Raw genomic sequence first — 22,581 nt, 5'->3', positions numbered from 1 at the left:
ATAGCCAAGCGAATAGGAGCGCCATAGTGTCTACCTCAACCGATGCCCGCCGCAAGGAAGTCCTGCGCGCCATCGTGGCGGACTATATTGCCTCCCAGGAGCCGGTTGGTTCTAAGTCGCTGCTAGAGCGCTACCAGCTGGGAGTTTCCTCGGCCACCATCCGCAATGACATGGCCGTGCTCGAATCCCAGGGCCTTATCTCCCAGCAGCACGCCAGCTCCGGCCGCGTGCCCACCCAGCAGGGCTACCGCCACTTTGTGGACTCTCTCCACGAGGTTAAGCCGCTGTCGGCCCCGGAGCGCCGCGCCATGCTCAACTTCTTGGAAGGCGGCGTCGACTTGGAGGATGTGCTGCGCCGCTCGGTGCAGCTATTGGCGCAGGTGACGAAGCAGGCGGCCGTCGTCCAGCTGCCCAACCTCAAGGTCTCGCGCGTCAAGCACTGCGAGGTCGTGGCGCTGTCCCCAGTGCGCCTGCTGCTGGTGCTTATCACCGATAACGGCCGCGTGGACCAGCGCAATGTGGAGCTCGATGAAATCATCGACCAGGACCAGACCATCCGCCTGCGCGACATCGTCAATAGCGCACTAGTGGGCAAGACGCTTAGCGACGCCTCCGTGGAGCTCGCCCACCTCGTCGACGACGCCCCCTTGGATATCCGCCACCACGTGCTCAAGGTGGCCACCACGCTCATCGAGACCCTAGTGGAACAGCCCTCCGACCGGCTCATTATGGCCGGCGCCTCCAACCTCACGCGCGTGGCGCGCGAGTTTCCGGAAGGTTTGCCCAAGATTATTGAGGCACTAGAGGAGCAGGTCGTCGTCCTCAAGCTGCTTGCCCGCGTGCCCGATTTGGGCAACGTCTCCGTGGTTATCGGTGAGGAAAACGAGGAAGACCAGCTGCGCCAAGCCTCCGTGGTGGCTACAGGCTACGGCCTGGGCACCGGCGATGAGGTGGCTACACTCGGCGGCCTCGGCGTGGTGGGGCCTACCTTTATGGATTACTCGGGAACAATTTCTAAGGTCTCTGCCGTTGCACGGTATGTGAGCGAAATTTTGGCCGGCGAGCAGTGCGAGTAAACTGGCTGGCCGCGCATTATTTTTTCAAGTTAACCCCAACAAGACGAATTAGAAGGAATATCTCTTACAGTGGCTCGTGACTATTACGGCATCCTCGGTGTTGATAAAAACGCAACTGACCAGGAGATTAAAAAGGCCTACCGCAAAATGGCCCGCAAGTATCACCCGGATCTGAACCCGGATGATGACGCTGCCGCGGAAAAGTTCCGCGATGCCGCGCTGGCCCAGGAGGTCCTGCTGGATCCGCAAAAGCGCCAGATCGTAGACATGGGCGGCGACCCCATGGAGCAGGGTGGCGGCGGTGCCGGCGCCGGGGGCTTTGGCGGCTTCGGTGGCGGCGGCCTCGGCGATATCTTCGCCGAATTCTTTGGCGGCGGTACCGGCGGTTCCCGTGGGCCGAAGTCCCGCGTCCAGCCGGGCAACGATGCCCTGCTGCGCACCCGCATCACCCTGGAAGAGGCCTATACCGGCCTGAAGAAGAAGGTCACCGTGGATACCGCGGTGCTGTGCGATAGCTGCGGTGGCACCGGCTCCGAGTCCAAGGCCAAGCCGGTTACCTGCGATAACTGCAATGGCATGGGTGAAATCCAGGAGATGCAGCGCAGCTTCTTGGGCAACGTCATGACCACCCGCCCGTGCCCGAAGTGCCAGGGCTTTGGCGAGGTCATCACCGATCCGTGCAACCACTGCGCCGGTGATGGCCGCGTGAAGAAGCGCCGCGATCTCACCGTGAATATCCCGGCCGGCATCAATGATGGCATGCGCATCCGCATGGCCTCCCAGGGAGAGGTCGGCCACGGCGGTGGCCCGGCCGGCGATCTCTACGTTGAGGTCCACACGGAGGATCACCCCGTCTTCCAGCGCAATGCCGATGACCTGAACCTCACCGTGCGCGTGCCGATGATTGACGCCGCCTTGGGCACCAACTTCACCATCGACCAGCTCAATGGCGAAGAGCTCACCATCGATATCGAGCCGGGCACCCAGCCGGGCGAGTCCATCAAGGTCGATGGCGCCGGCATGCCGCGCCTGCGCACCGATGGCTACGGCAACCTCTTTGCCCACGTGGACGTCGTTGTGCCGAAGGACCTGGACCGCAAGACCCGCGAATCCCTGGAGAAGATCCGCAACTCCCGCGACGAGGGCGCGCGCGTGCGCACCACCGGCGATGGCCAAGAGGAATCCTTCTTCAGCCGCATCCGCGATAAGTTCCGCCGCTAATGTCGCTGCCCGTCTTCATCCACCCGGATCTTTCCGCCGCGCGCACCGGCGAGGCCTTCAGTTTTTCTGGCCCGGAGGCCCGCCATGCCGTAACGGTCAAGCGCATGGGGGAGGGCGAGCGCCTTGAGCTTATCGACGGCACCGGTACCCGCCTTACCCTCACCATCACCGCTACCTCGGGCAAGGACTCCCTGGAGGGCACGGTCGACTCCATCGACACCGCGCCCGATCCCACCCCGCGGGTGAGCGTGGTGCAGGCCATCCCGAAATCCGAGCGTGCCGAGCTCGCAGTGGATCTTGGTACCCAGGCCGGCGCGGATGAGATTATCGCCTGGCAGGCGGATCGCTGCGTGGCTAAATGGGATGGTAAGAAGGCGCCGAAGGCGGTGGCCAAATGGCAGGCGGCCGCCGATTCCGCGGCCAAGCAATCCCGTCGCGCCCGCATCCCACAGGTGCGCGGCCCGCTGACCACCCCGCAGCTCGCTCAAGAGCTCACCAGTGGCCGCGACGGCGCTTCCTCCACCGCACCCACCGTGCTCGTGTTGCACGAAGAGGCTACCGCCTCCATCAAGGACGTGCCGCTCACAGAGGATGTCGTCCTGCTCGTCGGTCCCGAGGGCGGCATTGGCGACGCCGAGCTCGATCGCCTCAAAGAAGCCGGCGCCATGCCCATCAAGCTTGGCCCGGAAGTGCTGCGTACAGCGAGTGCGGCAATGGTGGCGCTGGCGGCAATCGGCATGCGCACCGAGCGTTGGTAGGCGGCGCTGGTAGCCTAAAGCACGTGCCTATCATCACGAAGAAATGTGAGCTAGATTCCGCCTACGTCAGCAGCGTGCTAGGTAGCGCGGACGATAACTTGCGCGTGCTCAATAACCGCCTAGATGCGGACCTTTTTGCTCGCGGCAATGTCGTCACCGTCACGGGCCCCGATTATGAGGTGGCCCGTGCCGCCAAGATCCTCGACGAGCTCGAGGCCATCGCCCGCCGCGGTCACGCCGTATCCACCGATACGGTCAAGCACACCATGGACATGGTGGCCGTGGAGGCACCGCAGTCGGTCTCGGCGGCGCTGGCGGCGGACATCGTTAAGCGCCGCGGCAAAGCCATTCGCCCGAAGACGGTGGGGCAGTCCGAATACGTGCAGGCCATCGACGATAATACCGTGGTCTTCGGCATCGGCCCGGCCGGTTCCGGCAAGACCTACCTCGCGGTAGCCAAGGCCGTGCAGGCGCTACAGACCAAGCAGGTCTCGCGCATCATTCTCACTCGCCCTGCCGTGGAGGCAGGGGAGAAGCTCGGCTTTTTGCCAGGCACGCTCAATGACAAGATTGACCCTTACCTGCGCCCGCTCTATGACGCCCTGCGGGACATGCTCGACCCAGAAATGATTCCTAAGCTCATGGAGGCCGGCATCATCGAGGTCGCCCCGCTGGCCTATATGCGCGGCCGCACGTTGAACGATGCCTTCGTCATCCTTGATGAGGCCCAAAACACCACGCCCGCGCAGATGAAGATGTTCCTGACTCGCCTGGGCTTTGGCTCCAAGATTGTGGTCACCGGCGATGTCTCCCAGGTAGACCTTCCACACGGCCAGGTCTCCGGCCTGCGCATCGTGCGCCGCATCCTGCGCAACGTGGAAGATATTCACTTCGCGGACCTGGGTTCCAAAGACGTGGTGCGCCACCAACTGGTCGGGCGCATCGTCAATGCCTATGAGACCTTTGATAATAAGAAAGCCGCAGAATACGAGGGAATGGAATGAGTATCGAGTTTCTCAATGAATCCGGCTTCGAAGGCGTTAACGAGGAGATGCTGATTGACGTCGCCTCTTATGCCTTCGGCGCCATGGACATCAACCCTGATGCTGAGTGCACCATCACCTGTGTGGATCTGAAGACCATTGAGGATCTGCACGTGCGCTGGATGGATCTGGAAGGCCCCACCGATGTCATGAGCTTCCCCATGGATGAGCTCACCCCTGGCGCCATCGCCGGTGGCGGCCGCCCCGATGCCGCCGACCCAGGCCCGGCCATGCTGGGCGATATCGTCCTGTGCCCCGAGTTTGCCCTGCGCCAGGCGGAGGCCGCCGGCCACTCCCTCGGCCACGAGCTGGCCTTGCTTACCGTCCATGGTTGCCTGCACCTGCTGGGCTATGACCACTCCACTCCGGCCGAGGAGAAGGAAATGTTCGGCCGCCAAAACGAGCTGCTCGCGGATTGGTACGACGATGCAGCCGAGCGTGGTGTTTCCTATCAGCCCAAGCCTTCTGGCCCGAAGGCTTTTCCTGACGCCGCCGAGCGCGCCAATCTAGACAAGCAGGTTCCCGGCGGCGGAATCCCTGCGGTGGGCGAGCCACAAGATCGCCCGGAAGAATAATTTTTGTCTTTTCCTTGGTGAGCGCGCGGGCAGCGTAGCACAATGGATAGCTATGACTATCCTTTCCATCCAGTCCCACGTCACCTACGGCCACGTTGGCAACTCCGCGGCCGTCTTTCCCTTGCAGCGCGCTGGCCATGAGATATGGCCGGTTCACACGGTGAATTTCTCCAACCACACCGGCTACGGCGACTGGGGCGGACCGATGATTCCCGCCAGCGACGTCACTTCCATCATCGACGGCATTGAGAAGCGCGGCGCCTTCCCGCAGATCGACGCCATCCTTTCTGGCTACCAGGGAGGCGCCGACATTGCCGACGCCATCGTGGAAACCGTCCGCCGCATCAAGGCCGCCAACCCCAAGGCCCTCTACGCCTGTGATCCGGTGATGGGCAATGCTAAGTCCGGCTGCTTCGTCTCCGATGAGATTCCGCCGCTTTTGCGCGACCGCGTCGTGCCCGTCGCTGATATCATCACCCCGAACCTGTTTGAGTTGGGCTACCTTACCGATTCTGAGGTGGGCACCCTTGAGCAAACCCTCGACGCAGTGAAGAAGGCGCAGGAAATCGGTCCGAAGACCGTTTTGGTTACCTCCGTTAGGCGCCCCGAGACTGCCGACGACCAGATTGAGATGCTCGCCGTCGACGGCGACCGCGCCTTCCTCGTGTCCACGCCGCTACTGCCGTTCAAGCGCAACGGCTCCGGCGACGTCACCGCCGCCCTGTTTACCGGCCACTACACCGAGACCAGCGACGTCAAGGAGTCCCTGCGCCGCACCGCCTCCTCCGTGTATGACCTGCTGGAAAACACCTACGAAGCAGAGACGGCCGAGCTCCAGCTCATCCAGTCCCAGGACGTCTTTGCGCACCCGCGCATGCAATTCAGCGCCGAGGAGCTTTAGATTTTCTTCCCTCAGTGGGCTTGTTTCAGAATGAGCCCACTGACATTGAATCGCTAAATTCAAAACGCATGCAGTGGGAGAAGGAAGCCCCAGAAACAGTGTCCTTCTGGCCACGACTTCCCATAGATCCTGAAGCATATGGATGCTGCCATCCGAATGCGCTCTCTTGAACGGGACTTTCCTGCAAAGGGATTCGATGGGAAAGCCCAAAGGCTGTTGTTTCTCACTCTACGAACGAAACATACGCATCCAGCAAGGCGGTGTAGCTCCTTCAACGATCTTTATGAGTTCGCTCTTTACTTCCTCTTGGCGATTCCTCCAGTCATCTTCCCAAACCACTGCCAGGCGGACGCCGGCTTGCTCGCATAGCCGCTGTTTGCGTAGGTGGCGTTCTCGGATGGAAGGATCGCGCGATTCGTCGTGCCAGTAATTCCCGTTGAATTCAATTCCCAGATGAAATTCTTCTAAAAAGATATCGAGTTCAAGTAATCCCAAAAAGTCACCGCGAAAGTTTTCTCTTAGCTGAAGAGTTGGAAATTCGCTTTCAATAAATTTCACAATCTGCTTTTCAGCTAAAGACCAAGGTTTCCAACACACCACACAGCCGTGACCGCGCGAGCGCTGGTTTACTCGTTGCTGCCAAACATGCCCGCAATCTTGCCCTTTCCACCAAACAGAAAGCTTTGAACCTGGGCTAACGAATTGGGGTTTCAGGCTACCGTTTAATGTTGGGTGCCATTCCGCGGCTAATTCGGGTCTGCGAGTGCCGAGATCATTAAATCCAGGCAATACTTTGGCGCCTGAGCAGTAGGGGCAGCCTGCGTGAAGGCGAGTTCTATTGGCTAAAATTGCACTCCATTCATGCCCGCACAGACCCTTCCACCAAAACTTCTTGTTGTTGCCAGCTGAAACTGCTTTCGGGGTTAAATTGCCGTTCTTTGAGGGGTGCCATTCGTTGGCAATCTCAGGGTGAGTGGTGGAGAGGTCGTTAATTCCTGGAACTACGATGTCGTTCCCGCAAATTGGGCAGCCTCTTCCTCGGGCTCTCTGCCCAATAGAAGCCTGCCACTCGTGGCCGCATGGACCAAGCCACCATACCTTTCTATCGCTTCCAGCGGTCACCTTTTGAGGCGTTAAATTGCCATTTTTTGCTTTATGCCACTCGTGCGATAATTGCTCGTTTGTCGTCTCGAGATCGTTTTGGCCTATAGCTATTGCCTGGCCTTCGCAAACTGGACATCCGTGTCCACTCGATCTGGACCCACAACTTGCGCTCCATTCATGGCCTAACCTGCATATCCACCAAATTTTCTTACCACTTCCATGAGAAACTGAATTTGGTGTCAGGTCTAGGTTTTTCGTGGGATGCCATTCATTGGCAAGACTGCTATGAGTCGTAGCAAGGTCGTTGAAGCCTGGGAGAACTTTCTTGCCGGAACAATAGGGGCACCCTTGCTTGATTCTATTATTAGGAGAAGATTTCCAGGCATGGCCTAAATCGCACTGCCACCAGACGAGATTGATAGATCCTTTGCCAACGTCTGATGGCGTTAGTTCCCCATTCAGAGTCGGATGCCATGTTGATGCGATTTCTGGATGGGTATGGAAGAGGTCGTTGAAGCCTTTTAGCCTTTTCTGGCCGACGCACACTGGGCATCCTCTACCAAGATTTGTGCGGTTGTTGACGGTGGATTGCCACTCGTGTTCAGGATCAACGGAGCATTGCCACCAGACTTTTTTGGTAGAGCCTTTGCTAACTTGAGAAGGCTCAAGTGAACCATTTTTCGAAGCGTGCCATTCTTCAGCTAACTCAGGGTGAGTGGTTCTGAGATCGTTGAATCCGGCCATCACTTTCCTGCCAATGCAAACCGGGCATTTTCCGCTTCGAACTTGCCTGCATACTGGCCGATCCCAAACATGTCCTTTAGGGCATTTCCACCGTACGATTTTGTGTGAGCCGGGCGTGATTTCTTCTGCAGTTAGACCTTCATTTAGATCAGGATGAAGACTTGCGGCTAGCTCTGGGTATTTCTCTTTAAGGCTAAACATTTATTTTTGGCTGTACGAGTGTCCGGGGATTGTAATCTTAGACTAGCTCTAAACGAGTGCATGTAGCGGAGAGCTGAAAACAAATGAATTCTCGCTCAGACGCTTCGAGGGCATAATGACCGCGAGACTATATTCCCCAGCACACTGCATAGTAGAAATGCTGCTGTTCTGAACTCTCTTGCCTCTGAATTGGTTAGCGTAACCCACCTTCAGCTGAGAAGCTGGAATCGTAGCCGGTCTTTAGGTTCCTTCGAAATGAGGAATAGTCTCGAGAAATTGGCGATCCGGTGACAAATGCGGTCGTACTCGCAGGTTAGAAAGTGTCGGCTACGCTAGCTTGCGATTATTCGTCCGTATCATTGGCTTGTCGACATTTGCACCAATTCGCTCGGTGCATCGATGGAATCATTTGAACGGGGTATACACCGTGCTACCGGTACTAATATTTGCGGATAAGTCGTCTGCTATTTATCGGAGATCTTGACTCCGTGGGCTATTATTGCGGGTAATGAGTTCTGATTTTGATGCACAGTTTGATGCGGCATTCGAGGGCCTGCCAGCAGACCCCGATGATGCCGTGTCGGAAGGCGCCGAGAATACGGCAGCCCCGCTTGATTATTCGCAATACACCGATACCCTGGAGGGTTTCCGCTCGGGCTTCGTATCCTTTGTCGGGCGCCCGAATACCGGCAAGTCCACGCTGACCAATGCCCTGGTGGGCCAGAAGATTGCGATTACGGCCGACCAGCCGGAGACTACCCGCCACACCATCCGTGGCTTGGTACACCGCGATGATGCCCAGGTTATCGTCGTGGATACGCCGGGTCTGCACCGCCCGCGCACCCTGTTGGGTGAGCGCCTCAACGAGGTAGTCAAGGATACATACGCTGATGTGGACGTTATTGGTCTGACCATCCCGGCCGATGAAAAAATCGGCCCTGGTGACCGCTGGATTTTGGATAACGTGCGCTCCATTGCGCCGAAAACGCCGATCATCGGCATCGTCACCAAGCTGGATAAGGCCAGCAAGGATCAGGTAGGCGCCCAGCTTCTAGCCCTGCACGAACTGCTCTCTCAGGATGACCCGAATGCGGTAGTCATACCGGTGTCCTCCAAGGAGGGCGTGCAGCTTGATGAGCTGGTGCAGGTCATCGTGGATCACCTGCCAGAAGGCCCGAAGTTCTACCCGGATGACCACATCACCGATGAAGGCCAAGAAAAGCGCATCGAGGAACTCATTCGTGAGGCCGCCCTATCTGGCTTGAAAGCGGAACTGCCGCACTCGGTGGCGGTGCAGGTCGATGAGATGCTGCCGTCGCGCACCCGCGAGGGCGTGCTGGATATCCACGCCATTTTGTACCTGGAGCGCCCCGGCCAAAAGCGCATTATCGAGGGTAAGGATGGCCTGCGCTTCCGTCGCATCGTGGGCAATGCCCGCAAGGAGATTATTAAGCTGCTGGGCCAAAACGTGTACTTGGACCTGCGCATCAAGGTGTTGAAAAATTGGCAGTCTGACCCGAAGTCGCTGGGCAGGCTCGGGTTTTAAACCACTATGCGCGAGAACTATCGTGACCGCGCAGTGGTCATCCGCACCTATGATTTTGGCGAGGCCGATCGCGTCATCGTCCTGCTCACCCGCGATCACGGTCTTGTACGCGCGGTGGCCAAGGGCGTGCGCCGTGCCAAGTCGCGCTTTGGTTCGCGGCTGCAGCTCTTCGTCAACCTTGATGTTCAGCTGTATGTGGGCAAAAATCTAGCCACCATTTCCCAGGCGGATACGGTGGATTACTTTGGCGCGCGCCTCATTGAGGACTATGAGCGCTACACGGCAGCCTGCGCGGTATTGGAATCGGCAGAGCGTCTTGCTTTTGCCGACGCCGACCATGACCCCTACCTCTACGAATCCGTCACCGCGACCTTGGGGCAGCTCCAGACCGCGGACCCAACCATGACGCTGGATGCCTTCTTATTGCAGGCGATGGCGCATGCCGGTTGGGCGCCGAGCCTTTTTAACTGTGCACAGTGCAACCGGCCCGGCCCGCACCACGCCTTTCACCCGGCGGTCGGCGGAGCGGCGTGCCACGAATGCCGGCCGCCGGGTGCCGCGGAGGTGGATCCCGAAACCCTGCATCACCTGTGGCTTTTATCGCATAACTATCCAACGAATTCAACGAATGCGCAAAAGCAGGAGGGGCATCGCCTAGCGCGGGCGCACCTGCAGTGGCACATGGAGCGCAATGTTTCCGCATTGCAGGTAATGGAGCAGTAGAATATAGCCCGTGATTACGCCAGACCCGAACCGCACTTTGACCCCACCGAATATCCCGGATGAGTTCATGCCCCGCCATATTGCGCTGGTCATGGACGGTAATGGCCGCTGGGCCCAGGAAAAAGGCATGAAGCGCACCGAGGGACATAGGCGCGGCGAAGCCGTGCTTCTCGACGTCGTCGATGCCTGCCTTGCCGCCGGCGTTCCCTACCTTTCCGCGTATGCGTTCTCCACGGAAAATTGGCGCCGCAGCCCAGAGGAGGTCCGCTTCCTTATGGGCTTTAACCGTGACGTGTTGCGCCGCCAGCGCCAGTGGCTCAATGAGCGCGGTGTGCGCGTAGTGTGGGCCGGCCGCCGCCCGCGCCTGTGGCGCTCAGTGATTAAAGAGCTCGAGGCTGCCCAGGAGCTGACCAAGGACAATACCAAGATGACCTTGGCCATGTGCGTCAACTACGGCGGTAGGGCAGAACTGGTGGATGGCTTTAGGGACATCGCCAAGCAGGTTGCCGCCGGCGAGCTCAACCCGCGCGATATTAAGGAAGAGACCATCGCGCAGCACCTCTATGACCCAGGCATGCCGGATGTAGATCTCTTCCTGCGCCCGTCCGGTGAGAAGCGCACCTCCAATTTCCTGCTGTGGCAGTCCGCGTATGCGGAGATGATTTACCAGGATAAGCTCTTCCCAGATTTCACCCCGGAGGACCTTTTTGCCGCTATCGAGGAATACGCGCGGCGCGACCGCCGCTTCGGAGGCGTTAAGAAGTAACGCGCAGCACCGAAGCGGTGTGCGTTTATACCTAGGGGATAAAGATATCCTCGATTGAGCAGGAAAAGTGGCGCGCGATCTGAAAAGCGAGGGGGAGCGAAGGATCGTAGCGTGCCTTTTCAATACTGATGACCGTTTGGCGCGAAACGCCTAGCTCGGTGGCCAAGCCCTGCTGCGAGAGTCCTTGGCTCTCGCGAATCTCTTTTAGCCGATTGTCCATGGCTTAGCTCGCTGCCCGTTTGTGGGCAAAGTAGCTAATACCAAAGGTCCCGGTGACAAAGACTCCCAAGATGATAGTGAGCAGGGAGCCCGAAACGCGGAAGTCCCAAAAAGAAGAGACCACGCCGAGGCCGCCAATGCCAAAAAGCATGGCGTGCAGGGTGTTTTCCGAGGCTTGCGAATACCAATGGGATTCGATGGAATTTTCCGGATCGGGTGTTGCCCCACGGATGGTGTCCCGATCCACCATGAATAGCCAGCTAGCCGTCGTAGTAACAGGCAGTAGGCACAGTGCGTACACGGCAAACGCTAGTAGGGGCGAATCATCGTGTACGAAAGCGGCCACGATGGCACCGGCTGCCGCCGCAAGGGCCGCGCCTGCAGCAACGGATAAAGTTATGAGCTTGGCTTGTGAGCCGCCAAACTTGGGGCGGCCAAAGCGAGTGGTCTGCATGGAAACCTCCTGTAGCAACGGTTTGTAAAGTGTGCTTGACACACACTATATGTCAAGGGTCCTTTACTGTAAAGGAGGCTTTACTATCGCGGCAGTTGCTAAAGAAAAACCTCAGGCTCCGGAAGTTGGAGTCTGAGGTTAGGGGAGAGGCGGCTTCGCAAGGAAGCGCGAGCGTGATTAGGCAGAGGCGGCGCAGTCGCTGCAGATGCCAAAGACTTCGGCATCGTGGCCGGTGAGCTCGAAGCCGTACTCCTTGGCCACGGAGGTGGCCCACTTTTCAATGGGACCGCCATCGATTTCCTCGGTGCGGCCGCACTTGGTGCATACCAAGTGGTGGTGATGGGCGTCGGTATCGCAATGGCGGTACAGGGTTTCGCCATTGGGCATGTGGAGGGCGTCCACTGCATCGATATCGGTCAGGGACTGCAGGGTGCGGTACACGGTGGTCAGGCCCACCTTCTCCTCACGCTCCTGGAGCTCGTGGTAGATCTCCTTGGCAGAGGCGAATTTCTCCATTTCCCGCAGTACCTCAACCACTGCGGTGCGCTGCTTGGTATTGCGCGCGCCTAGTTTGGGAATACTGTCATGTAAAGCCATGCCCTTAACATTATCAATAGTTTTTCAATAACTGCACAGTCAGGCGGCTTTTTATGCAGGAGGGGAGGGGCTAGGAGGCGATCTTGGCGGCGTCGGCAAGCAGGTCCAAAACCTGCGGCGCAATGAGCGAGTAGGTTACCTCGCGGCCGCTGCGCTCGGAATCAACGATGCCCGCCTGCTTGAGTACGCGCAGGTGCTGGCTGATAAGCGGCTGGGACTTGCCGGTGGCCTTGACCAGCTCGTGGACAAAGTGATCGCGCTCGGCCAAGCGAGAAATGATTGCGATGCGTAGGGGCGAATCGAGGGCAGCGATCACGCCGGCAGCCGCGGAAGCATTAAGGGCCGTGTCAGTGGTCGTCATAGGGAAAGTCACCTTCAATTAAATACCTATTACCTGTCGGTTACTCTTATATTACCCGATGCGTTCAATAACTCGTATATATTTCAAATTAAATTCATGCCCCAATCCCACCGCCGGCAAGCGCTACGGGTTAGACTGAACGAGATTGTCAAGACTGTCCCCTACCAGAGGAGTCCGAAAACTCATGGCATCCGTCATCGATACCGTTGTAAACCTGTGTAAGCGCCGCGGCTTGGTCTACCAGGCAGGTGAAATTTACGGCGGTTCCCGCTCCGCGTGGGATTACGGACCTCTTGGTGTAGAGCTCAAGGAAAACATTAAGCGCCAGTGGTGGCGCCACATGGTTCAGTCCCGCGCAGACGTCGTGGGCGTAGATACCTCCGTCATCCAGCCGCGTCAGGTCTGGGTATCCTCCGGTCACGTCGAGGTCTTTTCTGACCCGCTGGTGGAATCCCGCCACACCGGCAAGCGCTACCGTGCCGACCACCTCATTGAGGCCTATGAGGAGAAGCATGGCCACGAGCCAGAAAACGGCTTGGCAGATATCAATGATCCAGAAACTGGTCAGCCGGGTGACTGGACCGAGCCAAAGGCCTTCTCCGGTCTGCTCAAGACCTTCCTCGGCCCGGTGGACGATGAGCAAGGCCTGCACTACCTGCGCCCAGAGACTGCACAGGGCATCTTCGTCAACTTCAAGAACGTGATGACCTCCTCGCGCATGAAGCCGCCGTTTGGCATCGCGAACATCGGCAAGTCCTTCCGTAACGAGATCACCCCGGGCAACTTCATCTTCCGTACCCGCGAGTTCGAGCAGATGGAGATGGAGTTCTTCGTCAAGCCGGGCGAGGACGAAGAGTGGCACCAGTACTGGATTGATGACCGCTACAACTGGTACGTGGACCTGGGCATCAAGGAAGAAAACCTGCGCCTGTACGAGCACCCGAAGGAAAAGCTCTCCCACTACTCCAAGCGCACCGTGGACGTGGAGTACGCCTTTGGCTTCAAGGGCTCCAAGTGGGGTGAGCTGGAAGGCGTGGCCAACCGCACGGACTATGACCTGTCCGTTCACGCCAAGGGCTCGGGCGAGGACCTGTCCTACTACGACCAGGCCAACGAGGAGCGCTGGATCCCGTACGTTATCGAGCCGGCCGCCGGCCTGGGCCGTTCCATGATGGCCTTCCTGGTGGATGCCTACGACGAGGAAGAGGCTCCGAACGCCAAGGGCGGCACGGATAAGCGCGTCGTCCTGCGCCTGGACCGCCGCCTGGCACCGGTCAAGGTAGCCGTCCTGCCGCTGTCGAAGAAGGAAGAGCTCTCCGAGCCGGCCCGTAAGCTGGCCGATAAGCTGCGCGCCCACTGGAACGTGGACTTTGACGTCTCCGGCGCCATCGGCCGCCGCTACCGCCGCCAGGATGAGATCGGCACCCCGTTCTGTGTCACCTTCGACTTCGACACCCTCGAGGACGATGCCGTAACCGTGCGTGAGCGCGACACCATGGAGCAGGAGCGTGTGAAGCTCGATGACCTCGAGGCTTACCTCGCTGCCCGCCTGATTGGGTGCTAGTAATGCATTACACCAGCTGGGATCGCTCCGACCGCGCAAAGCCCGTGCTCTTGGCCGAGGAAGGCCCGGAGCAGCTGGGCGTATTCTCGGAGCATTCCGCGGAGGTGGACGGCCACTTCTGGCGCACCGAGGTCAGTGACCTTGGCGCTTCTGCCACGCTTGCCGACGGCTCCATTTACCGCCTCGCCGGCCGCCCCGGCCGCGACAAGCGCCTGGAGGCATCGCTCAACGGCCGTACCTTCACCTTCATCAACGAAAACAGCGGCGACTGGATCATCGATGATGTCGATGATGAAAAGGTAGGCCAGTTCACCGCCCGCAATTCCGGCGTGCGCAAGTCCATCCTCGAATTCGAGCACGATGCCGAGGGCTTGACCACCGCCGAAATCGCCGGTCTGAGCTGGTTTACCCGCGTCATCTTGGATGCCACCACCCAAGGCAAGGCCTGGGTTTGGATCATCACCTTGGTCCTAGCGTCCATCGTCGCCCTCATCGCGCTGTTCATCCTCTAATGACTGCGCAGTGGACCTGGCGCGCGGGCGCGCTCACCAACGCCGAGGGGCACGAGCTTGCCTCCGTGCGCGACGGCGTGCTTGCCACCGCCGCCGGCGAGCGCCTAGCTTTGGAGTCCTCGCTGGATTCTTCCTCCCCGCGGTTCTTCCTGCGCGCGCAGACCCCGGCGGGCGAGGATTTCTCGGTCACCCAGGCCGGGATTACCGTCACCCGGCTGCGCGCGACCTGCGCTGACCGCGAGTACCTTCTCGATCGCCGCAACCCCTTCCGCCGCGAGCGCCGCATTGTGGCCCGCGTCACCGGCGCCGAGGTTGCCAGCACCGCGCCGGCCGGAAACGGGCTGCAGGTGAGCGTGGGCGAGCTGCCCGAGCTCGACGCCATCTTCTTGAGCTACGCCTGCGCGCTTCTCGACGCCACCCCGCGCACCCTGCGCACCTAGCCCTGCGCCGGGGAGAGCCGGGAGCCGGGCCACCCGCGCGCGAGCCTAGGGCAGGGCTGCCAGGCCGTGGGTCGGACTGGGCAGGCTAGGCGGAATGGGCGGGCTAGAAGGAGCCGCCGCGGAAGCCGCCTCCGCCGCCTCCGCCGCCAAAGCTTCCTCCACCGAAGCCGCCGCCTCCGAAACCTCCGCCGAAGCCGCGGCCGCCACCGAGCATCTGGCCGATGACCACGCCGGTGACGATGTTATTGGCAGCATTGCCCATCTGCTGGCGCTGCTGGCGGCGGCGGTGCTCGTCGATGTCATTCTTGGCGCGCTGCAGCGCCGCCTGGGCTGCGGCCACCGCTTCGCGGGAGGACTGCAGCGCGGCGCGGATATCGCTGCGCTCGGTGTGGAGGGCTTGGGCGTGGAGACGTTTGGCGTCGGCAAGCGCGGTGCGCGCACCCGAGCCGATGATGCGACCGCGGGAGGAAATGAGGTCTTCTGCGGCCTGGATATTGGATTCCGCCACGGAAATCTGCTGGCGGAAGAGGTCTAGCTGGCGCGCGTGCGTGGAGGTCTTTTCGCGCACGCGGTCGAGTGCTTCGTCCAGCTCGGTATCGATGGAGGTCAGCGCGGTGTGCTGGCCCAGCGGATCCTGCTGGCCTTGGGCCTTGGCCTCGTTGACGGCGGTACCAGCGCGGCCGAGCAGATCCTCGAGCTTGTCCCAATCCGCGGTGGTTCCCTGGGCCTTGCCTTGCCGTTCAAGTTCGCGGGCCTCGTTGATCTCGCCTTCTACCTCGGCGATAAGCGCCTCGAGGTTGCGGCGGGCGGTGGCGATATTCTCCTCGGCGTTTTCCACGCCGGAAATGAGGCGATCCGTCATCTCGCAGGCGTGCTCGATATCGCGAATAAGTCCTACGAGCGGGCCCTGTTGGCCGGCCGGCTGGGCCTGGACCCCGCGGGCCTTGTCGAGCAGCTTTTCGGCCTCATCCAGGGAAGCGGCGGCAAGCTCGGGGTTATCGGCAATGGAGGAGAGCACGTGCTCGTCATAGTTGGACTTCAGGCTGGCCAGCGTTGATTCGGCCTCCGGCAGGCGGGCGCGCAGGCCCACGGTGCGCTGGGTGAGCTCATCCAGCTTTTCATCGGAGTGGATGAGCAGATCGCGCATCTTGGCAAACTCCTCGGCCTGCGCATCGAGGGCATCATCGGCCTGGCCGCAGGAGGAGACGATTTCTACCAGCATCTGGCGGCGCTCGGCCGGGGACTCTGGCACGGCATCATCCAAGCGCTGGCGCAGGTGGAAGGCCTTCTGCAGGGTAGAGTTGGAATGGTTCATGGCCTTGGTAAAGGGGCGCACGCGCTCGGGTCCGAACTCGGAGAGCGCGATATTAAGTTCCTCTTTGCCGCGGCGGATGGACTCATCGGTAGAGACCAACTCCTCCTGGGCCAGCTGGTCCAAAGTCTCCAGCGGGAGGCGGTTTAGCTGATCGGTATCGACCGGGGCGATCTCGCGGGCGGATTCCAGCGTCTGCGCATTATTTTTCTTGGTGTTGCGGCGCGAGTAGTACATGATTCCGCCACCGGCGGCGACGATGGCGGCCGCGCCACCGCCCAGCCACGCCAGGCCAGAGGAGTCGGAGGAATCGGAGGCGGGGGAGTTGCCCAAGGCGGCATCAGCAAGCGCGAGGGCCGAAGCCCCGTACTCGTCGCTGGCCAGCTCGTCATAGGCGGCGTCATACATCTGATCCAACCGGCCCTTGGGCCACGCATCGCCGGTCTGCACACCCATCTTGCGATCATTAATGGAAAGCGCATAGACCGCAGAATTCGGCCCCTTGTCCTTGACAGCCGCTGCGGCAAAGGTTTCCGGATCCGTGCCCAACTCATCGGTGATGTAGACGAAAAGGGTTCGGTGCTCGTCTTTTTGCAGCTGGCCAATCTTCTCCCTGAGCTCGGCCTTTTCTTGGGTGCTTAATACGCCCGCATCATCGGTAACCTTTTCCGTGAGGGTTGCCGTACCGGTGCCCTGCGCCACCGTGGTGGTCTCGGCGGCGAAGGCAGACCCCGCACCGACGGAGGTGCAGCCCAAAATGAAAGCGGCAATGGCCGCGCGGCCCAAACGTGCACTCAAATTCATGCCCACCACTTTACCGGCTCCGCCTAGCCCTCCGGCAGGTAGTGTAGTGGGGCAGTGAAGTACGCAATTGTTTTAGGAACCGCCCAATACGATGGCCGCCCCTCCCGGATCTTGGCCGGCCGCCTGCGCCACGCCGGTGAGCTCGCCACCGCCGAGGGACTGGAGGTCATCACCGTGGGCGGCAAGCTGCCTGGGGATAGGTTTACTGAGGCCGGTGTTGGCCGCAGCTACCTGCGCGAGCACTTCCCGCACCTGACCGTGCACGCGGTGGAGGAGGGGATGGATACCCGCAGCTCCCTCAGCGCGGTCAAGGAAGCCTTCGCGCTTTCCGACGCCACCATCATCACCGATCCCCTCCACCGCCTGCGCACCGCCATCATCGCCCGTCAAGAGGGCATCACAGCCACCGTCTCCGGCACGCCGTACTACCCGGCCGCGCGCTTTTCTAAGCCCTGGTGGCGCTACCTTGCCCACGAAACCGGTGGCGTGGCCTACGCGCTGGTGGCCGGCCTTTTGTCGCCGCGCGGTGCCGCTGCACTGCGCAATGGTTTCTACCGCGTGGAACGGGTGCTGCGCCCGAATCAAAAGCTGCGGCATCAGACGATTCAGCAGGAAGACAACCGCACTTAGGCCACGTTGCTCACCCAAAGGGCCTGTTCGCGGAATAAACTTGAGGCCGTGTCCTATTCTTATTCCGCCGCCGACTTTGCCCGCCTGGCCGATGAAAAGCCGAAGGGCTCAGCCTTCCACCCCGTGGAGGAGCACCGCGGGCTCTTCGCCCGCGACCGGGCCCGCGTGCTGCACTCGGCGGCGCTGCGCCGGCTAGCGGATAAAACGCAGGTCGTCGGCCCGCGCGACGGCGATACCCCGCGCACCCGGCTGACCCACTCCCTGGAGGTCGGCCAAATCGCACGCAGCATCGGCTCCGGGCTCGGTCTCGATCCCGATCTCTGCGATATGGCCGGCCTGACCCATGACATCGGCCACCCGCCCTATGGCCACAACGGCGAGAATGCGCTCAACGAGGTTGCCCTCAACGGTTTTGAGGGCAACGCTCAAACCCTGCGTATCCTCACCCGCTTGGAGCCGAAGGTCATCGTGGACGATGCCCGCGGCGAACCCCAAAGCTTTGGCCTCAACCTCACCCGCGCGGCCCTCGACGGCGCCTGCAAATACCCCTGGACCAAGACCAACCCGGATGGCACCACCAACCGCAAGTACGGCGCCTATGACGAGGATGCGCACCTTTTGGACTGGCTGCGCGAAGGCCATACCGATAACCGCAAGTGCATCGAGGCCCAGGTCATGGACTGGTCCGATGACATCGCCTACTCCGTGCACGACGTGGAAGATGGCATCATCTCCCGGCGCATCTCTTTGAACGTGCTCTGGGACTTGGTGGAGCTGGCCCAACTGGCAGAAAAGGGTGCCAAGGCTTTCGGCGGCACCGCCGATGAGCTCCTAGAAGCGGCCGATAGCCTGCGCAACTTAAGCGTCATCAACGCCATCGGCGACTTTGACTATTCCTTGCGCGACTACGCCAACCTGAAGAAGATGACCTCGGAGCTCGTCGGCCGCTATGTCGGCGCGACGGTTGGCGCCACCAGCGAGGCCAATGCCGATCTCATCGCCTCCAATAGCCTTGGCCGCATGCACGGAGACCTCGTCGTGCCCAAGCAAGCCGAAGCCGAAGTCAAGCTGCTCAAAACCATCGCGGTCCTTTACGTCATGGACGAGCCCGCCCACCTCGCACGCCAAGACCGCCAGCGCGAGCGCATCTACCGCGTCTACGACTACCTCGTTGCCGGCGCCCCCGGCTCCCTCGATGCCACCTTCCGCCTGTGGTGGGAGCAGGCCGATACCGATGCCGCACGCGACCGCGCCATCATCGACCAGATCGCCTCCATGACCGAGTCCCGCCTAGAGCGCCTAGCCCGGCGGAGTGCGGAGCTATCGGGCTTCCTCAGCTAAACCTGGCCCACCCAGTACCGTTAGAGTTAGGTCGAAACTCATCGGGCCGATCTGAGCGCGAAAAGGCCGAATTGAGAGCTCATACCCCTCAATTCGGCCTGATATCTATGGACCTAACGCCCCAGCCCCAGCTCTAGTCCCAGGGCCTGAGTCGCTAGCGCACCAACTTCACGCCCTGATCCTCCAAAACGGTGGCAACACCCTCCAACTCCGCGTCCGCGATTTTCATGTCGGAGGCAATGATGACGCTGGTGCGCTGCTCGCGTAGGAAGTCCGCCAGGTCATCGAGATTGCGTGGCCCACAATCTTCGCATCCGCGGGTGCGGCCGAGTGCGTTGAAGAAGTCCGCGCGGGTGCGGATGTGTTCAGTAATGAGGATGCGTTGCATGATTACTCCTCCGCGTCCGGGATAGAACAGAAGCTTTCATAGTGGTCATCGGTGTAGTACCACACGTCTGGGTCGGTCTCGCTGCCGCCGCCGGTGATAATGCGGCGGGCGCCGCGGTTCTTGCTGCCGGGTGTTTCTACCGTGTATTCGCGGTAGTAATTCTTGTCCTGCTGCGGCAGGCGTCCCTCGTAGTTGCCAAAGCGGGCGTTGTCATTATCCGGGTAATCATAGGGGCCACCGGCCAAGATATCGTCTGCGGTGTCCTTCGCCTCGGCGGGGAGGGAGGACATCTCGCAGGTATCGGCGTCGCCAGCCTTAGCGCCTCCTGCGGACTCGGACGGAGAGGAAGCAGAGGAATCATCATTGCCGCCGAGGTCGAAGCCGAAGTAGCCTGCAACGACGGCAAGCGCAAGGCCGCCGAGGGCTACTGGGAGCGATTTCTTAGACGCTTGGGACTTGGACATACCTTTATTCTTGCAGGTGCAGCGGTGAATACCGAAATCGGCCGGCGCTCCCAACAAGGCCAAAAATTCCCCCGTCACGGGGGTAGGTAAAGGCAGGTGGAATACACCCCATCAGAGGGTAATTTCCGCCCAAACCGTGAACCCACAGGCACCACACCATCCTGGCCCTGCCATTTGAACATTCCCGCCGCGCGCGGGGTAGTCTGTACGCATGGCAAAAGGCAGAATTCCGGACAGCGACATTCAAGCTATCCGTGAACGCGCGCCTTTAGAAGAGATCGTGGGCGAGTACGTTCAGCTCAAGCCCGCCGGACATGATTCGCTCAAGGGGCTGAGCCCCTTCAAGGATGAAAAGACCCCGTCCTTCCACGTGCGCCCGCAGCGCGGTTACTATCACTGCTTTTCCACCGGCAAGGGCGGCGATGTCTTTAGCTTCCTGATGGAAATGGAGCAGGTCTCCTTCCCGGAAGCGGTGGAAGCGGTAGCGCAGAAGATTGGCTATCACATCAACTACCAGGGCGGTTCCACAGGCGCGCGCAATGAGAAGCCCGGTACCCGCCAGCGCCTCATTGCCGCGAATAAGGCCGCGCACGAGTTCTACCGCCAGCAGTTGGAGACCCCGCAGGCCGCTACCGCCCGGGACTTCCTGCTGGATCGCGGCTTTTCCCGCGAGGTCATCTATGAATTTGAGTGCGGCTATGCGCCGGAGGGGTGGGATACCGCCACCAAGCACCTGTTGCGCTTGGGCTTTTCCTTCGAGGAACTGGAGGCGGCCGGCATTTCCAAGATGGGCAAGCGTGGTCCCATTGACCGCTTCCACCGCCGCCTGCTGTGGCCCATCAAGGACCTATCCGGCAACGTGATTGGCTTTGGTGCCCGCAAGCTTTTCGACGACGACAAGCTCGGCAAGTACATGAACACCTCCGAGACCATGCTCTATCACAAGTCTAAGGTGCTCTTCGGCCTCGATCTGGCCAAGCGCAATATTGCCGATAACCACCAGGCCGTGGTGGTGGAGGGCTATACGGACGTCATGGCCATGTACGCCGCCGGCGTGAAAACCGCAGTGGCATCGTGTGGCACCGCCTTTGGTGGCGAGCACCTCCAGGTGCTGCGCCGGCTGATGCTGGATGATTCCTACTTCAACGGCGAGCTCATCTATACCTTCGACGGTGATGAGGCAGGGCAGAAGGCCGCCATGCGCGCCTTCGATGGGGAGCAGAAATTCACCGGCCAGTCCTTTGTCTCCGTGGCGCCAGACGGCATGGACCCGTGCGATCTGCGCCTGCAGAAAGGCGATGCCGCCGTGCGCGAGCTCATCGCGGACCGCATCCCCATGTTCGAGTTCGTCATCCAATCCGTCATCGCGGAGTACCGCATCGATACCGCGGAGGGGCGTCTGCAAGCATTGCGCCGCGCGGTCCCCGTGGTAGCGCAGATCCGTGACCAGCCCCTGCAGCGCGAGTATGCCCGCCGCCTTGCCGGTTGGGTGGGCTGGGCCAACCCAGAGGAGGTCCTCCAGCAGGTCCGCGCGGAGGCGCGCAAGCCCAAGAAGGCCGAAAAACCCACCATTCGCCGCTTCGACAACGCGAAGCAGCAACCGGCGCAGCAGGACGTGCCGATGATCCATCCGCCGAGCCCCAAGGAAACCCACCTGTGGCCACAGCGCGAGGCCCTCAAATTGGCCTTGCAGATGCCGCAGGTAGCAGGCTCGTACTTCGATGGCATTACTGCCGACGCCTATACTAACGACGCCTACCGCCTCGTCCGCCAGGCAATTTCTACCGCCGGCGGCGCCGCCCAAGGCGCGTCCATGCCCGCCGTGGAATGGATTGCCGCGGTAGCCGGCGAGATGCAGGATCTCACCGGCCGCAATTTCGTCTCCGAGCTCGCCGTAGAAGCAATCTTGCCTACCGACGTCGGCCCCGAAAAATACGCCGATTCCGTTCTTTCCCGCCTGCAAGAAACCGTGGTGGGCGATCAAATCGCCCAACTGAAGGCCCGCCTGGGCCGCATGCGTCCCTCCGATGATGAGGCTAGCTATAACTCGCTTTTTGCTGACCTCGTCGCTTTAGAGCAAGCTCGCCGCGAGCTCAATGACCGCGCCTTCCGCGGCACGCCTCCCCAAGGCTAAAAATATCCCCTTGCGATGCCACCGATGCAGGTGCGCAGCAAGGGGAGGGAAGAGGCTTAAACTAAGCTAGTCCTCATCAGGCTCATAAATGCGGTCCGCATTGTCTACCTGGGAACCACGTAACCGGCCTTTGCCTTTGCGCTTGGAAGATAGATCGCGAACCTCGCGCATGCGCGGTTCCGGGTCCAAGCGATTGGCTACTGCCTTGCGTGCAGAAGTGACGGCGGACTTGGTCACGGGGGAGTTGACGGCCTTCTCGTAGGCGCCCTTGATCTGGTGGTAGCGCTTGCGGCCTGCTTTGGTGCCAAAAACGTATCCTGCTGCGGCGCCGAAGACGAATTGGATCATTATCTAGCGTGTCCCCTTATTCCAGTACGAGTAAAAGTTCCCCACTAGCTTACCGCGAAGGCCTGTCGTTCGCTGCTAGCTACCGTTAAGGGGTACAGCTCGTCTTGCTGTAGAACAGCTCTTTTCATTACCGGGAATACGCGCTAGTTTAAAGAGGTGGCAATAAATACGCGTAGGGACTCGGCCGCGACCTCAGCAGTAGCGCTGGCCGCGCTATTTACCGCGAGCATTTCCGCGGAATCGAGTAGCCAGCATGTGGAGGCCGCAACTGCGCATGACGCCTCGGCCTGGTTCGAGGATTGCTAGATGAACCGGGAAAGGTTTACTCACTGCCCCGGCTTTATGCACGCGGGTT

The 22,581-nt window shown here is 60.5% G+C and carries 25 protein-coding genes; 16 read left to right on the top strand and 9 right to left on the bottom strand.

What is annotated here, in order from left to right:
- Positions 1 to 26 precede the first annotated feature (26 nt).
- The 6 genes from hrcA to pdxY all read left to right on the top strand — a co-directional run bounded on the left by hrcA (position 27) and on the right by pdxY (position 5,574).
- Positions 27 to 1,076, top strand: a complete 1,050-nt coding sequence (gene hrcA / locus MHY08_RS07625; RefSeq protein WP_239229464.1) for a heat-inducible transcriptional repressor HrcA — start codon at positions 27 to 29, stop codon at positions 1,074 to 1,076.
- A gap of 69 nt (positions 1,077 to 1,145) precedes the next feature.
- Positions 1,146 to 2,297 carry a molecular chaperone DnaJ gene (gene dnaJ / locus MHY08_RS07620; RefSeq protein ID WP_239229466.1) on the top strand — a complete coding sequence of 384 codons (1,152 nt, stop codon included), beginning with the start codon at positions 1,146 to 1,148 and terminating at the stop codon, positions 2,295 to 2,297.
- The gene (locus MHY08_RS07615) at positions 2,297 to 3,055 is read left to right on the top strand and encodes a 16S rRNA (uracil(1498)-N(3))-methyltransferase (RefSeq protein WP_239229476.1); all 759 of its coding nucleotides are present in this window, start codon (positions 2,297 to 2,299) and stop codon (positions 3,053 to 3,055) included. Before dnaJ ends, MHY08_RS07615 begins: the two co-directional genes overlap by 1 nt.
- 23 nt (positions 3,056 to 3,078) lie before the next feature.
- The gene (locus tag MHY08_RS07610) at positions 3,079 to 4,059 is read left to right on the top strand and encodes a PhoH family protein (protein ID WP_239194127.1); all 981 of its coding nucleotides are present in this window, start codon (positions 3,079 to 3,081) and stop codon (positions 4,057 to 4,059) included.
- Positions 4,056 to 4,673: an rRNA maturation RNase YbeY gene (gene ybeY, locus MHY08_RS07605; protein ID WP_005326445.1), complete on the top strand. Its 618-nt coding sequence runs from the start codon at positions 4,056 to 4,058 to the stop codon at positions 4,671 to 4,673. The genes MHY08_RS07610 and ybeY overlap by 4 nt, the downstream gene beginning before the upstream one ends.
- A gap of 52 nt (positions 4,674 to 4,725) precedes the next feature.
- The gene (gene pdxY, locus MHY08_RS07600) at positions 4,726 to 5,574 is read left to right on the top strand and encodes a pyridoxal kinase PdxY (RefSeq protein ID WP_239229486.1); all 849 of its coding nucleotides are present in this window, start codon (positions 4,726 to 4,728) and stop codon (positions 5,572 to 5,574) included.
- 228 nt (positions 5,575 to 5,802) lie between these two features.
- Here pdxY and MHY08_RS07595 read toward each other — a convergent pair whose 3' ends face one another.
- Positions 5,803 to 7,623, bottom strand: coding sequence for a zinc-ribbon domain-containing protein (locus MHY08_RS07595; RefSeq protein WP_239229496.1), 1,821 nt, complete (start codon positions 7,621 to 7,623; stop codon positions 5,803 to 5,805).
- A gap of 508 nt (positions 7,624 to 8,131) precedes the next feature.
- Between MHY08_RS07595 and era the strand changes: the two genes are divergently transcribed.
- From era to MHY08_RS07580, 3 genes are read left to right on the top strand one after another with little or no spacing between them, the layout of a single operon-like run.
- Positions 8,132 to 9,169, top strand: coding sequence for a GTPase Era (era, locus tag MHY08_RS07590; RefSeq protein WP_239229515.1), 1,038 nt, complete (start codon positions 8,132 to 8,134; stop codon positions 9,167 to 9,169).
- A gap of 6 nt (positions 9,170 to 9,175) precedes the next feature.
- The gene (gene recO, locus MHY08_RS07585) at positions 9,176 to 9,892 is read left to right on the top strand and encodes a DNA repair protein RecO (RefSeq protein WP_239229517.1); all 717 of its coding nucleotides are present in this window, start codon (positions 9,176 to 9,178) and stop codon (positions 9,890 to 9,892) included.
- A gap of 10 nt (positions 9,893 to 9,902) precedes the next feature.
- Positions 9,903 to 10,658: an isoprenyl transferase gene (locus MHY08_RS07580; protein ID WP_284596715.1), complete on the top strand. Its 756-nt coding sequence runs from the start codon at positions 9,903 to 9,905 to the stop codon at positions 10,656 to 10,658.
- Between the two features lie 31 nt (positions 10,659 to 10,689).
- On the opposite strand, the gene MHY08_RS07575 is transcribed toward MHY08_RS07580, so the two are convergent.
- From MHY08_RS07575 to MHY08_RS07560, 4 genes are all read right to left on the bottom strand, one after another.
- Entirely contained in the window at positions 10,690 to 10,878 is a 189-nt protein-coding gene (locus MHY08_RS07575; RefSeq protein WP_239229519.1) for a helix-turn-helix transcriptional regulator, read from the bottom strand.
- A 3-nt stretch (positions 10,879 to 10,881) separates the two neighbouring features.
- Positions 10,882 to 11,331, bottom strand: coding sequence for a hypothetical protein (locus tag MHY08_RS07570; protein WP_239229521.1), 450 nt, complete (start codon positions 11,329 to 11,331; stop codon positions 10,882 to 10,884).
- A 177-nt stretch (positions 11,332 to 11,508) separates the two neighbouring features.
- Positions 11,509 to 11,928: a Fur family transcriptional regulator gene (locus MHY08_RS07565; protein WP_005326453.1), complete on the bottom strand. Its 420-nt coding sequence runs from the start codon at positions 11,926 to 11,928 to the stop codon at positions 11,509 to 11,511.
- A 70-nt stretch (positions 11,929 to 11,998) separates the two neighbouring features.
- Positions 11,999 to 12,289, bottom strand: a complete 291-nt coding sequence (locus MHY08_RS07560; RefSeq protein WP_239229523.1) for a helix-turn-helix transcriptional regulator — start codon at positions 12,287 to 12,289, stop codon at positions 11,999 to 12,001.
- Positions 12,290 to 12,473: 184 nt separating this feature from the next.
- On the opposite strand from MHY08_RS07560, the gene MHY08_RS07555 reads away from it, so the two are divergent.
- Genes MHY08_RS07555 through MHY08_RS07545 form a run of 3 tightly spaced genes read left to right on the top strand, consistent with a single transcriptional unit; the run spans position 12,474 to position 14,805 of the window.
- Entirely contained in the window at positions 12,474 to 13,853 is a 1,380-nt protein-coding gene (locus tag MHY08_RS07555; protein WP_239236168.1) for a glycine--tRNA ligase, read from the top strand.
- Positions 13,854 to 13,855: 2 nt separating this feature from the next.
- Entirely contained in the window at positions 13,856 to 14,365 is a 510-nt protein-coding gene (locus MHY08_RS07550) for a hypothetical protein (protein ID WP_239236166.1), read from the top strand.
- Positions 14,365 to 14,805, top strand: coding sequence for a hypothetical protein (locus tag MHY08_RS07545; protein WP_239236164.1), 441 nt, complete (start codon positions 14,365 to 14,367; stop codon positions 14,803 to 14,805). The genes MHY08_RS07550 and MHY08_RS07545 overlap by 1 nt, the downstream gene beginning before the upstream one ends.
- Positions 14,806 to 14,908: 103 nt before the next feature.
- Here MHY08_RS07545 and MHY08_RS07540 read toward each other — a convergent pair whose 3' ends face one another.
- A complete protein-coding gene (locus tag MHY08_RS07540) occupies positions 14,909 to 16,921 on the bottom strand; it encodes a TPM domain-containing protein (RefSeq protein WP_204611266.1) in 2,013 nt (670 codons plus the stop codon).
- Positions 16,922 to 16,975: 54 nt separating this feature from the next.
- On the opposite strand from MHY08_RS07540, the gene MHY08_RS07535 reads away from it, so the two are divergent.
- Together MHY08_RS07535 and MHY08_RS07530 are read left to right on the top strand one after the other, a co-directional pair.
- Positions 16,976 to 17,551: a YdcF family protein gene (locus MHY08_RS07535; protein WP_204611268.1), complete on the top strand. Its 576-nt coding sequence runs from the start codon at positions 16,976 to 16,978 to the stop codon at positions 17,549 to 17,551.
- Between the two features lie 48 nt (positions 17,552 to 17,599).
- Positions 17,600 to 18,892, top strand: coding sequence for a deoxyguanosinetriphosphate triphosphohydrolase (locus tag MHY08_RS07530; protein WP_239236161.1), 1,293 nt, complete (start codon positions 17,600 to 17,602; stop codon positions 18,890 to 18,892).
- 154 nt (positions 18,893 to 19,046) lie between these two features.
- Here the strand turns inward: MHY08_RS07530 and MHY08_RS07525 are convergent, their stop codons facing one another.
- Together MHY08_RS07525 and MHY08_RS07520 are read right to left on the bottom strand one after the other, a co-directional pair.
- Positions 19,047 to 19,280, bottom strand: coding sequence for a barstar family protein (locus MHY08_RS07525; protein ID WP_204611275.1), 234 nt, complete (start codon positions 19,278 to 19,280; stop codon positions 19,047 to 19,049).
- A gap of 2 nt (positions 19,281 to 19,282) precedes the next feature.
- The gene (locus MHY08_RS07520) at positions 19,283 to 19,744 is read right to left on the bottom strand and encodes a ribonuclease domain-containing protein (RefSeq protein ID WP_239236159.1); all 462 of its coding nucleotides are present in this window, start codon (positions 19,742 to 19,744) and stop codon (positions 19,283 to 19,285) included.
- A 211-nt stretch (positions 19,745 to 19,955) separates the two neighbouring features.
- Here MHY08_RS07520 and dnaG point away from each other — a divergent pair, with 211 nt between their 5' ends.
- A complete protein-coding gene (gene dnaG / locus MHY08_RS07515) occupies positions 19,956 to 21,878 on the top strand; it encodes a DNA primase (RefSeq protein WP_239236157.1) in 1,923 nt (640 codons plus the stop codon).
- Positions 21,879 to 21,944: 66 nt separating this feature from the next.
- Here the strand turns inward: dnaG and MHY08_RS07510 are convergent, their stop codons facing one another.
- Complete coding sequence (locus MHY08_RS07510) at positions 21,945 to 22,226, bottom strand: hypothetical protein (protein ID WP_005324241.1); 282 nt, start codon at positions 22,224 to 22,226, stop codon at positions 21,945 to 21,947.
- 156 nt (positions 22,227 to 22,382) lie between these two features.
- On the opposite strand from MHY08_RS07510, the gene MHY08_RS07505 reads away from it, so the two are divergent.
- Positions 22,383 to 22,532: a hypothetical protein gene (locus MHY08_RS07505; protein ID WP_239236155.1), complete on the top strand. Its 150-nt coding sequence runs from the start codon at positions 22,383 to 22,385 to the stop codon at positions 22,530 to 22,532.
- Positions 22,533 to 22,581 lie beyond the last annotated feature (49 nt).

It is taken from the genome of Corynebacterium sp. ACRPJ (assembly GCF_022347345.1).
Lineage (GTDB): Bacteria > Actinomycetota > Actinomycetes > Mycobacteriales > Mycobacteriaceae > Corynebacterium > Corynebacterium tuberculostearicum_D.
Note: the sequence above shows the minus strand (reverse complement) of the source record. Positions and strands in the feature narration are given on the sequence as shown.

Excerpts from the sequence above, each read along its gene's own strand:
- MHY08_RS07540 (WP_204611266.1), bottom strand. The coding sequence starts at position 16,921 with ATGAATTTGAGTGCACGTTTGGGCCGCGCGGCCATTGCCGCTTTCATT.
- MHY08_RS07565 (WP_005326453.1), bottom strand. The coding sequence starts at position 11,928 with ATGGCTTTACATGACAGTATTCCCAAACTAGGCGCGCGCAATACCAAG.
- MHY08_RS07545 (WP_239236164.1), top strand. The coding sequence starts at position 14,365 with ATGACTGCGCAGTGGACCTGGCGCGCGGGCGCGCTCACCAACGCCGAG.
- MHY08_RS07520 (WP_239236159.1), bottom strand. The coding sequence starts at position 19,744 with ATGTCCAAGTCCCAAGCGTCTAAGAAATCGCTCCCAGTAGCCCTCGGC.
- recO (WP_239229517.1), top strand. The coding sequence starts at position 9,176 with ATGCGCGAGAACTATCGTGACCGCGCAGTGGTCATCCGCACCTATGAT.
- MHY08_RS07560 (WP_239229523.1), bottom strand. The coding sequence starts at position 12,289 with ATGACGACCACTGACACGGCCCTTAATGCTTCCGCGGCTGCCGGCGTG.
- era (WP_239229515.1), top strand. The coding sequence starts at position 8,132 with ATGAGTTCTGATTTTGATGCACAGTTTGATGCGGCATTCGAGGGCCTG.
- ybeY (WP_005326445.1), top strand. The coding sequence starts at position 4,056 with ATGAGTATCGAGTTTCTCAATGAATCCGGCTTCGAAGGCGTTAACGAG.
- MHY08_RS07510 (WP_005324241.1), bottom strand. The coding sequence starts at position 22,226 with ATGATCCAATTCGTCTTCGGCGCCGCAGCAGGATACGTTTTTGGCACC.
- MHY08_RS07550 (WP_239236166.1), top strand. The coding sequence starts at position 13,856 with ATGCATTACACCAGCTGGGATCGCTCCGACCGCGCAAAGCCCGTGCTC.
- MHY08_RS07595 (WP_239229496.1), bottom strand. The coding sequence starts at position 7,623 with ATGTTTAGCCTTAAAGAGAAATACCCAGAGCTAGCCGCAAGTCTTCAT.
- MHY08_RS07615 (WP_239229476.1), top strand. The coding sequence starts at position 2,297 with ATGTCGCTGCCCGTCTTCATCCACCCGGATCTTTCCGCCGCGCGCACC.
- MHY08_RS07555 (WP_239236168.1), top strand. The coding sequence starts at position 12,474 with ATGGCATCCGTCATCGATACCGTTGTAAACCTGTGTAAGCGCCGCGGC.
- MHY08_RS07570 (WP_239229521.1), bottom strand. The coding sequence starts at position 11,331 with ATGCAGACCACTCGCTTTGGCCGCCCCAAGTTTGGCGGCTCACAAGCC.
- dnaG (WP_239236157.1), top strand. The coding sequence starts at position 19,956 with ATGGCAAAAGGCAGAATTCCGGACAGCGACATTCAAGCTATCCGTGAA.
- MHY08_RS07575 (WP_239229519.1), bottom strand. The coding sequence starts at position 10,878 with ATGGACAATCGGCTAAAAGAGATTCGCGAGAGCCAAGGACTCTCGCAG.
- pdxY (WP_239229486.1), top strand. The coding sequence starts at position 4,726 with ATGACTATCCTTTCCATCCAGTCCCACGTCACCTACGGCCACGTTGGC.
- MHY08_RS07525 (WP_204611275.1), bottom strand. The coding sequence starts at position 19,280 with ATGCAACGCATCCTCATTACTGAACACATCCGCACCCGCGCGGACTTC.